This window comes from Dyella kyungheensis, from assembly GCF_049913195.1.
GTDB lineage: Bacteria > Pseudomonadota > Gammaproteobacteria > Xanthomonadales > Rhodanobacteraceae > Dyella > Dyella kyungheensis.
The window spans coordinates 916947-930075 of record NZ_CP183983.1; the positions used below are offsets into that span (position 1 = coordinate 916947).

A 13129-nucleotide genomic window follows, 5' to 3' on the forward strand; every position below is an offset into this window, starting at 1 on the left:
GCGTTGGCCCATAGCCCCCTGTTAGACTTCACCTCTTCGCCGGCATAGCTCAGTTGGTAGAGCAACTGATTTGTAATCAGTAGGTCGCGGGTTCGACTCCTGCTGCCGGCACCAGATCGAGGGTTCCCGCATGCTCAAGGGCCTCCTGGCCGCACTCCTGATGCTGGCGGGCATGCGTTCTGCGGCAGCTGCGGACGCGCCGCTGGACGCCGGGCAACTGCTGCAACGCCAGCAGGCCGGGCAGGCGCCGTTGGTGCTCGACGTGCGCGGCGCCGATGAATACCGCGATGGCCACATCGCCGGTGCGCTCAATATTCCCGTGGACTCATTGGCCCAGCGCGCCGGCCTGCTCGGTGTCCCGCGCGACAGCGAGATTGTGGTGTATTGCGTCTCCGGCAAGCGTGCTGCCAGGGCGCAGGAAACGCTTGTTTCGCTCGGCTACACCCATGTGCGCCTGCTGGATGGCAGTCTGAACACATGGCGGCAACGTCATCTGCCTCTGGCACACTAAGACAACTCGTATCCGGTTTTCACACTGCAGGTTTTCATGGTCAACAAGTCACTCTCCCTGATCGGCGTTCCCACCGACATCGGTGCGGGGCATCGTGGCGCTTCGATGGGGCCGGAGGCCTTGCGCGTAGCCAACCTGCTGGCGAGGCTCGCCAGGCGCGGGCTGGACGTGGTCGATCGCGGCAATCTTCAGGGCCCGCTCAATCCCTGGCAGCCGCCGCAGAACGGCTATCGGCATCTGCCCGAGGTGGTGACCTGGAACAAGGCCGTACACGAGGCGGTCTATGCCGAGCTTGCCGAGGGGCGCCTGCCGATCATGCTCGGTGGCGACCATTGCCTGGCGATCGGTTCGATCAGCGCCGTCGCGCGTCATTGCCGCGACACCGGCAAGACGCTGCGTGTGCTGTGGCTGGATGCGCACGCCGACTTCAACACCGCCGACGCGACGCCCTCGGGCAATATCCACGGCATGCCGGTGGCGTGCCTGTGCGGCAACGGTCCCCAGGAGCTGATCGAACTGGGCGGGCAGGTGCCGGCGATCAAGGCGGATGTGGTGCGCCAGATCGGCATCCGCTCGGTGGACGAGGGCGAAAAGCGCCTGGTGCGCGAGTCGCAGGTGAGCATCTTCGACATGCGCCACATCGACGAAGTGGGCATGAAGCGCACGATGGAAGAAGCGCTGGCCGGGGTGGACGAAAACACGCACCTGCACATCAGCTTCGACGTGGATTTCCTCGACCCGACCATCGCGCCCGGCGTGGGCACCACCGTGCGCGGCGGGCCGAACTATCGCGAAGCGCAGCTGTGCATGGAAATGATCGCGGACACCGGTCGCGTCGGTTCGCTCGACATCGTCGAGCTCAATCCCGCCTTCGACAAGAAGAACCAGACCGCGCGGCTGGCGGTCGACCTGGTCGAATCGCTGTTCGGCAAGTCCACGCTGATCCGCTGAAGCGTCGCTTGAACCAGCAACCATAACGATACGAAGAAACGAGAGAGCATGAAGACCCGCGTACTTACCGGCATCACCACCACCGGCACGCCGCATCTTGGCAACTTCGTCGGCGCGATCCGCCCGGCCGTCGCGGCGAGCAAGCGCGACGACGTGGACGCGTTCTACTTCATGGCCGACTATCACGCGCTGATCAAGAGCGACGATCCGGCGCGCATCGAACGTTCGCGCCTGGAAATCGCGGCCACCTGGCTGGCGGCCGGGCTCGATCCGCAGAAGGTCACCTTCTATCGGCAGTCCGATATTCCCGAGATTCCGGAGCTGACCTGGTTCCTCACCTGCGTCACCGCGAAGGGCCTGCTCAACCGCGCCCATGCATACAAGGCAGCGGTGGACAAGAACACGGAAACCGGTGAAGACGCCGACGCCGGCATCACCGCCGGGCTCTACATGTATCCGGTGCTGATGGCCGCGGACATCCTCGCCTTCAATGCGAACAAGGTGCCGGTGGGACGCGACCAGATCCAGCACATCGAGATGGCGCGCGATATCGCGCAGCGTTTCAACCATATCTACGGCCGCGAATTCTTTGCGTTGCCGGAAGTGGTGATCGAGGAACAGGTGGCGACGCTGCCCGGCCTCGATGGCCGCAAGATGTCCAAGAGCTACGACAACACCATTCCGCTGTTCGCGGGCGGGCAGAAGCATCTGCGCGATTCCATCATGCGCATCGTCACCGACTCGCGCCTGCCGGGCGAAGCGAAGGATCCGGACAGCTCCTCGCTGTTCACCATCTTCCGCGCGTTCGCCAGCGAAGCGGAGTCCAGCGCGTTCCGCCAAGCGCTGGTCGACGGCATCGGCTGGGGCGAGGCCAAGCAGGTGTTGTTCGAGCGCCTGGAAGTGGATGTGGCACCGATGCGCGAAAGCTACGACGCATTGATGGCCCGCCCGGCCATGATCGAGGAGATCCTGCGGGAAGGCGCCAAGAAGGCGCGCGCCATTGCCGCGCCAAAGATCGCCGAGCTGCGCGATGCGATCGGCCTGCGATCGGGCACGTCCGTTGCGCCGCAGGCGAATGGCGCGAAGGCGACGGCCAAGGGCGGCAAATCAGCGCGCTTCGCCAGTTTCCGCGATGCCGATGGTAGTTTTCGTTTCCGTCTGTTTTCCGCCGACGGTGAAGAGCTGCTGCTGTCGCGTTCCTTCGCCGATCCGAAGGCGGCGGGCGTCGTACAGAAGCGCATCAAGGAACTGGGCAGCGTCTCTGCCGTGGTGCAGGTGCAGCCCCAGGCATTGGTGCTGGAGATCGACGGTGAACAAGTGGGTGCCACGCCGGACTACGACGGCGAGCAGGCACGCGATGAGGCGCTCGACCGCTTGCGCGGCGCGCTCGATCAACTGGCCGCGCAGGAATAAAGCGCTGTTGGCCTCCGTGGAGTGAATTGACGCATGCGTTACCTGGCCCTTCTGTTACTCGCGCCGTGGCTGCTGATCCTGGGTTGGGCGTTCTGGTCCTACCCCAAGAGCCTGCCGCGTACGCGCCTGCGCCGCTACTTCGACCTGGCGGCCCTGCTGCTGGCCGCATTCGCGGCCGTGCAGTGCGCCAGCAACGCGTTCGATACGGCCACGGTTCCCACGGTGGGTCAGTACGGTCCATCCAGCGGCGCCATCTGGCAGCAGGTGCTGCCCGCGTTGTATGGCTATGGCGCCTGCGTGGTGGTGTTGGTGCTGGCGCTGATCGTGCGCCAACTGGTGTGGCGCCCGCACGCGCGCTGAAGAACAGGAAACGACCATGCAAGACGCCGACCTCCAGCGTTACCTCCTGCGCCTGTTCGAACGCCATGACGTCGAGCTGGAGCCGGACGAAGAGTGGCTGATGACCGACGGCGATTTTCCCGCCGTGCGCGCCATCTGGTTCGAAGGCGCAGCCGGGGAGCCCGGACGCCTGGATGTCGACGTCGTGCTCAGCGAAGATCGCCACATCGAAGAGAGTTTTGCCGGCATCGGCGGCGGCGAAGAGGGTTGCCTGGACGCCTTGCGCGCGTTCGAGCACGGCGTATTCCACGTGCTGCTGGCGGCATGCTGGTATGTCACCGACGATCGCCGCATGCAGTTGCACAGCTGGGATTTCGGCATCCGCACCTGGGATGTCTTCGTGGGGCCGTGGCTGTCGAGCAAAGAGGGGATCGAGCCGCCTGCCGAGCTGATCTCGCAGCTTCGCGCCGCCTTGCAGAACGAGTCGTTGAACCCGGAGCTGCACTGGGTGCGGCTGTTCTATCGGCGCGCCGACGATGGCGCCGTTATTGCCGAAGCTTTGCTGGACAATGCGGCGTGGCCCGCGGGCGACCGTCTGCTGGCGGCGTTGAAGTGGCCTGCCGCCGAAGCGGGTTACAGCGTGCGCGGATTCGTTGCGCTCGATATTCGCGATTACTGACAGGCTACGGCCGAACCCCTGTGGGAGCGCACCCTGTGCGCGGTTGTGGCGCTATGGCGTCTTGGCTTCGTAGGTCTGTCGCGCACAGGGTGCGCTCCCACAGTGTCAGCGCGGAGCCGTAAACGGGCTCGTGCGCGACAAGCCTGCGAAGCGGAAGCGACGCGGCGCCGCAGTCGCGCACAAGTGCGCTCCCACAAGGTTGTCGAGTCATTCCCAGCGGTTGAGGTGTGGGCCGAAGCGTTCGCGCTGCGGACGCACCACGCAGAAGCGGTGACCGCTCGGCGCCTGCATGACCCACCAACGATTAGGCACATGGTGCACGCGGGTGGCGCCGAGTTTCTCCATCCGTTGCACTTCCGCTTCAATATCGTCGGTTTCGATGTCCAGATGCACGCGGCTGTCGTGCTCGACGCGTTGCAGCAGGATGATCGGCTCGTCGTCGGCGGAGGCGAGCCGGGCGTACTTGCCGTCGCCATCCTCGTCCAGTGTGACGATGGATTTGCCCAGCGCATGGCTCCAGAAGGTGGCGGCTTCGGCAAGATGGTCGGTCTTGCAATCGATCACAAGGGCGCACAGTCGGCTGTGATGCATGGCGATGATCCCGTGGCGGACGTCGCCGAATCGTAGTGCGCCGCCCGGTGCATGCGCCGTCAAAACCAGATGCAGGCAGCGAACCGCGCCAACGAAAAAGCCCCGGCATGACCGGGGCTTTTTCGTTCAACGTGCCTGCGCTTCAGTTCGGCAGCGACAGGTCGTCCAGCAGCGCCTTGAGGAAGCGCGCGGCTTCGCCGCCGGTGGCGGCGCGATGGTCGAAGGTGATCGAGATCGGCATGCGGCGATGCACTTCGATGCCGCCCATCACGGCCACCACGTCGTGGCTCAGCTTGCCCGCGCCGATGATGGCGACGCACGGCGGCACAACCACCGGCGTAGCGTAGCGACCGGCGAACATGCCGAAGTTCGACAGGCTGATGGTGTAGCCGCTGAGTTCCGAAGCCGGAATCGTGCGGTCTTCCACCGACGTGCGCAGACGCTTGATTGCCGCACGGATGCCGGCGCCATCGAGCACGTCGGCATTGCGCAGGGCCGGCACGAACAGGCCTTCCTCGGTGTCCACGGCGATGCCGATGTCCACATGCGGATGCAGCGTGCGGGTGAGGTTCTTGCCGTCGAACCAGGCGTTGAGCGCCGGCACGGTCTTGCACGCCACCACGATGGAGCGGATCAGGCGGGCGGTGATGTCCTGCTTGCCGATCCAGGCGTGCAGGTCGGCGTCGTCCACCAGCGTGGTCGGCACCACGTTGGCGTGGGCGTCGGCCATCACGCGCGCCATATTGCGGCGCACGCCCTTGAGCTGTTCCGGCTGGCCGCTGGCCTGCACGCTCGGCGGCGCGGTGCGCACCGGCTTGCCCGCGAGCGAGGTGGCGGTACGGGCTTCGGGTTCGGGCAGGCGCGGAGCAAGGTGGCGGCCGGCGTCTTCGTGCACGGCGCGAGCAGGTGCGGCACCGAGCTGTGCGCTTCCGTTGGCGGCGGCGTTCTTCACGTCGGCCATGGTGACCACGCCATCGGCGCCGCTCGGCTTCACGCGGCTGAGGTCGACCTTGAGCTTCTTGGCGAGCGCACGCACCGCCGGCACGGCCTTGACGCCGCCGACGCTGCTGGCCTGTTCCACGTGCACGTGGCTGCCGGAGACCATCGCACCGACCACGGTGCCTTCGTCTTCGCGCTCGGACTTGCCGTTGCCGCTGTCGATCTCGCCGCCTTCATCGGAGGCAACGACCTTGTGCGTGTCGGCCGTGGCGCTGCCGGTGCCCTTCTTGGGGCCGTGGTGGTGGCCGGTGGACTCGGCCTCGGCACGCTGCTTGGCGTTCGGATCGGGCTCGAATTCGGCCAGTGCCGAACCGGTTTCGATGATGTCGCCCGCGGCGCCGTGCAGCTTGGTGACCTTGCCGGTGTACGGCGAGGGCACGTCGACGACGGCTTTGGCGGTTTCCATCGAGCACAGCGGCGCGTCGAGCTTAATGGTGTCGCCTTCCTTCACGTGCCACTCGACGATGGTGGCGTCGGGCAGGCCTTCGCCGAGGTCGGGCAGGTAGAAAGTCTTGATGTCGGCCATTGGAGTGAGTCCCGGGCTTTTTTGAAAAGGAATTCGGAGGAAGTAAAGAGTAAAGGGTGAATGGTAAAGGGAGAAAAAGTGGCGCACTCCAACAACGAGGCGGCCTGCTTTTCCTATTTCCTATTCACCCTTGTCCCTTTACCAATCAGCTGGCAGCCAGTGCGCGCTTGGCGGCATCCACCACGCGCTCGGCACTCGGCATGTACTTCATTTCCAGGCGGAACAGCGGGATGTGGGTGTCGTAGCCGCTGACCCGTTCGACCGGCGCGAGCAGGTCGTACATGCATTCCTCGGCCAGGCGCGCGGCGATTTCGGCGCCGAAACCCGCGGTCTTGGGGGCTTCATGCACGATCACGCAGCGGCCGGTCTTCTGCACCGACTCGGCGATGGTGTCGAAGTCGAGCGGGGTCAAGGTGGCCACGTCGATGACTTCGGCGCTGATGCCTTCTTCGGCCAGCGCATCGGCCGCTTCCAGCGCTTCCTTCACCTGTGCGCCCCACGAGACGAGGGTGACGTCGGTGCCGTCGCGCAGCACGAAGCACACGTCCAGCGGCAGCGCCTCGCCGTCATCGGGCACTTCTTCCTTGTACTGGCGGTAGATGCGCTTGGGCTCGAAGAACATCACCGGATCCGGATCGCGGATCGCGGCGAGCAGCAGGCCATAGGCACGCGCCGGCGACGACGGCATCACCACGCGCAGGCCCGGGATATTGGTGAACAGGTGCTCGTTCGCTTCCGAATGATGCTCGGGTGCGCGAATGCCGCCGCCCCACGGTGCGCGCCACACGGCCGGCACGGTGATGCGGCCGCGCGTGCGGTTGCGCATGCGCGCGGCGTGGCAGGCGATCTGCTCCATCATCGGATAGATGAAGCCTTCGAACTGCGCTTCGGCCACCGGCTTCATGCCCTGGGCAGCGAGGCCCACGGTGACGCCGGCAATGGTGGTTTCGTCCAGCGGCGTGTCGAGCACGCGCAGTTCGCCGAACTTTTCCTGCAGGCCCTGGGTGGCGCGGAACACGCCACCGTTGACGCCGACGTCTTCGCCCAGCACCACGACGCTGTCGTCGTGGGCCATTTCATAGGCGAGTGCCTGGGTGACGGCTTCGATAAGGGTGATCTGTGCCATGACTTAATGGGCCTTCTTGTCGAGCTGGATGGCGAGATCGCGCTGCTTGGCGAGATCGGCGGGGACTTCGGCGAAGGTGTAGTCGAACATCGCCGTGACCGGCTGGGTCTTGGTCTCGAGGTAAGCGTTCACCTCGTTGTCCATCCAGTCGTCGCATTCCGCCTTCCAGGCTTCTTCCTTGGCGTCGTCCCACACGCCCTTGGCCACCAGCCAGTTGCGCAGGCGCTTCATCGGCTCCTTCGCCCAGGCGTCCTTCACTTCCTGCTCGCCGCGGTAACGGCGCGCGTCATCGGCAGTGGTGTGGTCGGACAGGCGGTAGGTCACCGCCTCGATCACGCTGCCGCCCTGGCCGTTGCGTGCACGGTCCAGCGCGTCTTCCATCGCCTTGCGCACGGCGATGATGTCGTTGCCGTCCACCTGGATGGAGAACAGGCCGGCCGCGATACCCTTCTGCGCCAGCGTCGGCGCGCCGGACTGGATCTTGCGCGGCACCGAAATGGCCCACTGGTTGTTCACGATCACCGCCACCATCGGCAGGTTCTGCGCGCCGGTGATGTTGATGGCGCCGTAGAAGTCGCCCTTGGACGAACCACCGTCACCGATGGTGCACACGGCCACGCGCTTCTCGTTGCGGATCTTGAACGCCAGCGCGCTACCGGCGGCATGCAGGCACTGCGTAGCGATCGGCACCGACCAGGCAAAGTCGTGGCGCGCCGGTTCTTTCTGATAGTCGTTGCCGCGCTCGTCGCCGCCCCAGTACATGTAGACCTCACGCGGCTGCACGCCGCGATACAGCTGCGCACCGTATTCGCGGTAGCTGGGTGCCAGCACGTCTTCCGGCTTCATGGCGCTGCCGATGCCCACATGCGCTGCTTCATGGCCGAGGCAGCTGGCATAGGTGCCGAGCTTGCCGGTGCGCTGCAGCGCCACCGACTTCGCGTCGAACACGCGGGTCGACAACATCAGCTTGTACAGCTCGACCATGTGGTCGAGATCCTTGGCGAATTCAGGCAGATCGTCACGGACCTGCTTGCCTTCAGCATCGAGATACTGGAGGTATTCGATTTCAAACTTGGCGGCGATAGACACGACTCGCTCCCGGAGTGAGTAATGAGAAAGTGGGGTGCTGGGGCGTCGGCGGCCCATCCAGTGGGGCCAGCAGCGGACGTAAAGCCCTGAGCAAGACGGAAATGATTACAGGCGGATATGTTGCGCTGCAAGGCACGGTGCAGCATGCGGGGTGGTACGGGGTGGGGGCGAACAACGGTTAACATGGCGCTTTTCCGCGACAGGGCAGGCCATGACCGAGAATCAGCGCGACCTCGAGGCCGGTATCGAACTCGACCTGAATGGTCGACTGACCTACGGCGGCTACCTGCGGCTGGATACGCTGCTGTCGGCCCAGCAACCGCTGAGCCAGCCGCCCCACCACGACGAGATGCTGTTCATCGTGCAGCACCAGGTGGCCGAGCTGTGGATGAAGCTGATCATCCATGAACTGAAGGCGGCACTGGTGCATTTGCGCCAGGATGAGATCGATCCATGCCTGAAGATCCTGGCGCGCGTGAAGCAGGTGCAACGCCAGCTGTTTGAACAATGGGGCGTGCTGGAAACGCTTACGCCCGCGGAATACCTGGAATTCCGCGGCGTGCTGGGGCCTTCCTCGGGTTTCCAGTCGCTGCAGTACCGGCAGATCGAATTCCTGCTCGGTAACAAGAACGCGCAGATGCTGCAGGTGTTTGCGTACGATCCTGCGGCGCAGGCCACGCTGCGCGAGGTGCTGGAAGCGCCCAGCCTGTACGACGAATTCCTCTGCCATCTCGCGCGCCGCGGGCATGACGTGCCGGCCGAGCTGACCCAACGCGATTGGTCGCAGCCTTACCAGCGCCATCAAGGTCTGCTGCCCGTGCTCAAGCGCATTTACGAAAACCGTGCAACGTTCTGGCCCGAATACCACATGTGCGAACAGCTGGTGGATGTGGAAGAGAGTTTCCAGCTCTGGCGTTTCCGCCATATGAAAACGGTGGAGCGGATCATCGGACACCGCCGCGGCACCGGTGGTTCCTCGGGCGTGGCGTTCCTGAAGAAAGCGCTGGAACTGGAATTCTTCCCGGAACTGCTGGACGTGCGCACCGAACTGGGCACCTGATCGCGCGTGGCATCTTGGGAATGGGTCATTCGACAACTACTGATGGCGCGGTCAGCGCCGTTTCGCTTGCAAAGGGGCATGCATGAGCAACACCACTGAGACCGCGCCCGCGTCGGTGCCTGATTTTCCGCAAACACTGGGGCATCCGCGCCCGTTATGGATGTTGTTCATGACGGAGTTCTGGGAGCGCTTCGCGTTTTACAGCGTGAGCTGGGCCCTGGCGTTGTACATCGTGGCGCATTTTTATCACGGCGACGCGTCCGGCGAAGCGTGGGCCAGCAAAATTTACGGAGCTTATACGGCGCTGATCTATGCCTCGAGCATTTTCGGCGGCTACGTGGCCGACAAAGTCATCGGTTACCAGCGCTCGATCCTGATCGGCGCCGCGGTGATGGCGGCGGGTCTGTTCGCGGTGATGTTGCCGAGCAAGGATCTGTTCCTGTTCGGCCTGGCGATGGTGGTGGTCGGCAACGGCCTGTTCAAGCCGAACGTTTCTTCGATGGTCGGCCAGCTGTATGGCCCGAAGGACGAGCGCCGCGACCGTGGCTTTACGCTGTTTTACATGGGCATCAACGGTGGCGCGTTCGTAGCGCCGTTGCTCACGGGTTGGCTTGCCGCCCATTTCACCGATACGCCGATGCAGCAGAATTATCGGCTGGTATTCGGTGCGGCCGGTGTCGGCATGGTGCTCAGCCTGTTCTGGTTCTGGTTCGGTCGCCGCGGCCTGCAAGGCGTGGGACGTCCGGCGCCGGAAGCGGCCAGCCGCATGCGCGTGGTGTGGGTGCTGCTGGGTATCGTGGTGGCGGTGCCGCTGGTCTATCTGCTGCTGGCCTTCGTGGGCGCCAACGGCCTGCAATGGCTGCTGGGCCTGCTGTTCATCGGCGTGGCGGCGATGCTGATCGTGGAGGCGCTGCGGCACGATCGCGTGCAGCTCCATCGCGTGTACGCGATGCTGATCATCTTCGCCTTCAACATCCTGTTCTGGATGTTCTATTTCCAGCTCGGCACGTCGTTCAATTTCCTCGCGGCGAACATGGTGGATCGCCAGATGTTCGGCGGTTGGGAATTCCCGGTGGGCTGGTTCCAGTCGGTGAGCCCGCTGGCGATCATCCTGTTGGCGCCGCTGGTGACGCAGGTGTGGGCGCTGCTGGCGCGGCGGCACAAGGAACCGTCGATTCCGCGCAAGTTCGGTCTCGGCCTGCTGTTCAACGGCCTGGGGTTCACCGCGCTGATGTACGCGCTGACCTATTCGATCGACAGCCGCGGGCTGATCCCGTTCTGGCCGCTGACCGCCTGCTATGTGCTGCAGACGATCGGCGAGCTGTGCCTGTCGCCGATCGGTTTGTCGATGGTGACCAAGCTGGCGCCGCCGCGGCTGGTTGGCCTGGCGATGGGCGGCTGGTTCCTGTCGCTGGCGGTGGGCGGCAATCTGTCGGGCCTGCTGGCCGGCCGCATCAGCGGCGAAAGCGGCATGACGGCAGCGTCCGCGTTGTCGGGCTTTACTTTCAGTTTCTGGCTGCTGGCGGGCGCCGGCGTCTTCCTGCTGCTGATCTCGCCGTTGATCAACCGGTTGATGCACGGCGTGCGTTGATTCCGATGAGGCGGCGTCCGCCCGGACGCCGCCCTCCGGGGCACGGAATGGTGCGGTGCATTTGACGGGCTCGGCCGCGGCCGGTTACATGTCGATATCGCAAGAAATTTCGATGTCGGCAGATCAGCGCCGACCCTGCCTTCCGGGAATTGCATGAGCCAGACCACCAACGCCCCCGCACCCTCGGTGCCCGATTACCCACAAACCCTGGGGCATCCGCGCCCGTTGTGGATGCTGTTCATGACGGAGTTCTGGGAGCGCTTCGCGTTCTACGGCATCCGCTGGGCGCTCACGCTGTACATCGTGGCCGAGTTCTTCAACGGCGAGGCTTCCGGCCAGGCGTTCGCCAGCCGCACCTACGGCGCCTACCTGGCGCTGGTCTACGCCACGGCCGTGTTCGGCGGCTACGTGGCGGACAAGATCATCGGCTACCAGCGTTCCATCCTGCTGGGGGCCAGCGTGATGGCGGTGGGCCTGTTCATGATCATGTTGCCGAACGAGCAGGTGTTCCTGGTCGGACTGGCCACCATCATCGTCGGCAATGGCCTGTTCAAGCCCAATATTTCCTCGATGGTGGGGCAGCTGTACGAGCAGGGCGATTCGCGTCGCGACCGCGGCTTCACGCTGTTCTACATGGGCATCAACGGCGGCGCGCTGATTGCACCGCTGCTCACCGGCTGGCTGGCGAGTCACTTCACCGATACGCCGATGCAGCAGAACTACAAGCTGGTGTTCGGTGCCTCCGGCGTGGGCATGCTGATCAGCCTGATGTGGTTCTGGTTCGGTCGTCGCCAGCTCCAAGGCGTCGGTCGTCCGGCCCCTGACCAGGCCAACCGCATGCGCGTGGTCTACGTGCTGCTCGGCATGCTGGTGGCCATCCCGGTGTTCTATCTGTTGATGGCCAAGGCCGGTGCGGTGGTGCTGCAGTGGCTGCTCACCGCGCTGTTCGTTGGCGTGGGCGTGATGCTGGTGATCGAGGCAGTGCGCACCGGCCGTGTGCAGGTGCATCGTGTGATCGCGATGCTGATCATTTTCGCCTTCAACGTGCTGTTCTGGATGTTCTTCGAACAAGCCGGCAGCTCGTTCAACTTCCTCGCCCAGAACATCGTGAACCGCAACATGTTCGGCGGCTGGGAATTCCCGGTGGGCTGGTTCCAGTCGGTGAACCCGGTGGCCATCGTGGTGCTGGCGCCGATCGTCTCGCTGGCCTGGGGCTTCCTCGACAAGCGACGCATGGAGCCGTCCATTCCGCGCAAATTCGGCCTGGGCCTGCTCGGCAACGCGCTGGGTTTCGTCGTGCTGATGTATGCGTTGGACGAGCTGGTCAGTAGCGACGGCCTGATTCCGTTCTGGCCGCTGGCGCTTTGCTATGTGCTGCAGACCGCCGGCGAGCTGTGCCTGTCGCCGATCGGCCTGTCGATGACCACCAAGCTGGCGCCCACCCGACTGGTGGGCCTGGCGATGGGCGGCTGGTTCCTTTCCACCGCCATCGGCAACAACCTCTCGGGCTTGTTCGCCGGCCACATCAGCGGCGAGAGCGGCATGACCGTGGCCTCGGCGCTCAGCGGCTTCACCTTCAGCTTCTACCTGCTGGCGGGGGCTGGCGTGCTGTTGTTCCTGATCGCGCCGCTGATCAATCGCTTGATGCACGGCGTGAAATGACCGCCGCTGGATGAACACCGGGGAACGAAAGGCGTCCTTTCGTTCCCCGTTACTTCGGCTCGATTGCCTGCAGCTTGTCCAGGATGCGCACCAGCCAGCTGCGTTCCTCGTCGTCCAGTTTGGACAGCAGGTTGCGCTCATGCTCGCGGGCCATCGGCGCCACCACTTCATGGATGGCCCAGCCGGCCTCGCTCAGGCCCAGCACGGAGCGGCGCTTGTCGCCGTCGTGGATGGCCCGGGTCACCCAGCCGGTCTCCACCAGCTTTGAGAGCGCGCGGCTCACGGCCACCTTGTCCATCAGGGTGCGCTCGGCTACCTCGCGGGCGGACAGGCCGTCGAAGCGCGCCAGCACCGCCATCACGCGCCATTCGGTCATGCTCAGGTCGAATCGGCGCTGGTAATCGTCGGCAATGGCCTGGCTGACCGCGTTGGACAGGATGGAGAGCCGGTAGGGCAGGAAATGTTCCAGCTCCAGCGGCGCGTGGTCGGGGTGGTGTTCGTCGGGCACTGCTGCGGCGCTCCTTGCAAATGGTTTCATATGTAACTATAACGTGAGGCTTATGAGGATGGTCGCACGCTTAGGCGTAGGCCA

General features: G+C 64.6%; 13 protein-coding genes and 1 tRNA gene. 9 read left to right on the forward strand and 5 right to left on the reverse strand.

The annotated features are described in order from the left end of the window. Nucleotides 1-38: 38 nt before the first annotated feature. The 6 genes from ACN9MB_RS03900 (at nt 39) to ACN9MB_RS03925 (ending at nt 3893) form a co-directional block, all read left to right on the forward strand. A tRNA-Thr gene (locus ACN9MB_RS03900) sits at nt 39-114 on the forward strand. Between the two features lie 16 nt (nt 115-130). Next, nucleotides 131-511 carry a rhodanese-like domain-containing protein gene (locus ACN9MB_RS03905; protein ID WP_426270841.1) on the forward strand — a complete coding sequence of 127 codons (381 nt, stop codon included), beginning with the start codon at nt 131-133 and terminating at the stop codon, nt 509-511. A gap of 36 nt (nt 512-547) precedes the next feature. After that, a complete protein-coding gene (rocF, locus tag ACN9MB_RS03910) occupies nt 548-1462 on the forward strand; it encodes an arginase (protein WP_204636057.1) in 915 nt (304 codons plus the stop codon). 48 nt (nt 1463-1510) lie between these two features. Then, nucleotides 1511-2875 (forward strand): tryptophan--tRNA ligase, encoded by a 1365-nt coding sequence (locus ACN9MB_RS03915; RefSeq protein ID WP_426270842.1) that lies wholly within the window; start codon nt 1511-1513, stop codon nt 2873-2875. A 33-nt stretch (nt 2876-2908) separates the two neighbouring features. Continuing rightward, nucleotides 2909-3235, forward strand: coding sequence for a hypothetical protein (locus ACN9MB_RS03920; RefSeq protein ID WP_426270843.1), 327 nt, complete (start codon nt 2909-2911; stop codon nt 3233-3235). Between the two features lie 16 nt (nt 3236-3251). Continuing rightward, nucleotides 3252-3893: a DUF6348 family protein gene (locus ACN9MB_RS03925; RefSeq protein ID WP_426270844.1), complete on the forward strand. Its 642-nt coding sequence runs from the start codon at nt 3252-3254 to the stop codon at nt 3891-3893. 207 nt (nt 3894-4100) lie between these two features. On the opposite strand, the gene ACN9MB_RS03930 is transcribed toward ACN9MB_RS03925, so the two are convergent. The 4 genes from ACN9MB_RS03930 to pdhA form a co-directional block, all read right to left on the reverse strand. After that, a complete protein-coding gene (locus ACN9MB_RS03930; RefSeq protein WP_426270845.1) occupies nt 4101-4484 on the reverse strand; it encodes a VOC family protein in 384 nt (127 codons plus the stop codon). A 142-nt stretch (nt 4485-4626) separates the two neighbouring features. After that, nucleotides 4627-6009 (reverse strand): dihydrolipoamide acetyltransferase family protein, encoded by a 1383-nt coding sequence (locus ACN9MB_RS03935; RefSeq protein WP_426270846.1) that lies wholly within the window; start codon nt 6007-6009, stop codon nt 4627-4629. A 145-nt stretch (nt 6010-6154) separates the two neighbouring features. After that, nucleotides 6155-7135, reverse strand: a complete 981-nt coding sequence (locus ACN9MB_RS03940) for an alpha-ketoacid dehydrogenase subunit beta (RefSeq protein ID WP_102301987.1) — start codon at nt 7133-7135, stop codon at nt 6155-6157. Between the two features lie 3 nt (nt 7136-7138). Next, the gene (pdhA, locus tag ACN9MB_RS03945; RefSeq protein WP_204636063.1) at nt 7139-8224 is read right to left on the reverse strand and encodes a pyruvate dehydrogenase (acetyl-transferring) E1 component subunit alpha; all 1086 of its coding nucleotides are present in this window, start codon (nt 8222-8224) and stop codon (nt 7139-7141) included. Between the two features lie 211 nt (nt 8225-8435). On the opposite strand from pdhA, the gene ACN9MB_RS03950 reads away from it, so the two are divergent. The 3 genes from ACN9MB_RS03950 to ACN9MB_RS03960 all read left to right on the forward strand — a co-directional run bounded on the left by ACN9MB_RS03950 (nt 8436) and on the right by ACN9MB_RS03960 (nt 12537). Continuing rightward, nucleotides 8436-9284 carry a tryptophan 2,3-dioxygenase gene (locus tag ACN9MB_RS03950; protein ID WP_204636064.1) on the forward strand — a complete coding sequence of 283 codons (849 nt, stop codon included), beginning with the start codon at nt 8436-8438 and terminating at the stop codon, nt 9282-9284. An 82-nt stretch (nt 9285-9366) separates the two neighbouring features. Beyond that, on the forward strand, nt 9367-10875 hold the full coding sequence (locus ACN9MB_RS03955; protein ID WP_426270847.1) for a peptide MFS transporter: 1509 nt from the start codon (nt 9367-9369) through the stop codon (nt 10873-10875). 153 nt (nt 10876-11028) lie between these two features. Then, nucleotides 11029-12537 (forward strand): peptide MFS transporter, encoded by a 1509-nt coding sequence (locus ACN9MB_RS03960; protein WP_204636066.1) that lies wholly within the window; start codon nt 11029-11031, stop codon nt 12535-12537. A 49-nt stretch (nt 12538-12586) separates the two neighbouring features. Here the strand turns inward: ACN9MB_RS03960 and ACN9MB_RS03965 are convergent, their stop codons facing one another. Further along, the gene (locus ACN9MB_RS03965; protein ID WP_046972790.1) at nt 12587-13075 is read right to left on the reverse strand and encodes a MarR family winged helix-turn-helix transcriptional regulator; all 489 of its coding nucleotides are present in this window, start codon (nt 13073-13075) and stop codon (nt 12587-12589) included. Nucleotides 13076-13129: the final 54 nt, after the last annotated feature.

Bases quoted from the DNA above. Each gene is read 5' to 3' on its own strand.
- ACN9MB_RS03950 (WP_204636064.1), top strand. From the start codon at position 8,436: ATGACCGAGAATCAGCGCGACCTCGAGGCCGGTATCGAACTCGACCTG.
- ACN9MB_RS03935 (WP_426270846.1), bottom strand. From the start codon at position 6,009: ATGGCCGACATCAAGACTTTCTACCTGCCCGACCTCGGCGAAGGCCTG.
- ACN9MB_RS03960 (WP_204636066.1), top strand. From the start codon at position 11,029: ATGAGCCAGACCACCAACGCCCCCGCACCCTCGGTGCCCGATTACCCA.
- ACN9MB_RS03940 (WP_102301987.1), bottom strand. From the start codon at position 7,135: ATGGCACAGATCACCCTTATCGAAGCCGTCACCCAGGCACTCGCCTAT.
- rocF (WP_204636057.1), top strand. From the start codon at position 548: ATGGTCAACAAGTCACTCTCCCTGATCGGCGTTCCCACCGACATCGGT.
- ACN9MB_RS03955 (WP_426270847.1), top strand. From the start codon at position 9,367: ATGAGCAACACCACTGAGACCGCGCCCGCGTCGGTGCCTGATTTTCCG.
- ACN9MB_RS03915 (WP_426270842.1), top strand. From the start codon at position 1,511: ATGAAGACCCGCGTACTTACCGGCATCACCACCACCGGCACGCCGCAT.
- ACN9MB_RS03965 (WP_046972790.1), bottom strand. From the start codon at position 13,075: ATGAAACCATTTGCAAGGAGCGCCGCAGCAGTGCCCGACGAACACCAC.
- ACN9MB_RS03930 (WP_426270845.1), bottom strand. From the start codon at position 4,484: ATGCATCACAGCCGACTGTGCGCCCTTGTGATCGATTGCAAGACCGAC.
- ACN9MB_RS03920 (WP_426270843.1), top strand. From the start codon at position 2,909: ATGCGTTACCTGGCCCTTCTGTTACTCGCGCCGTGGCTGCTGATCCTG.
- ACN9MB_RS03905 (WP_426270841.1), top strand. From the start codon at position 131: ATGCTCAAGGGCCTCCTGGCCGCACTCCTGATGCTGGCGGGCATGCGT.
- ACN9MB_RS03925 (WP_426270844.1), top strand. From the start codon at position 3,252: ATGCAAGACGCCGACCTCCAGCGTTACCTCCTGCGCCTGTTCGAACGC.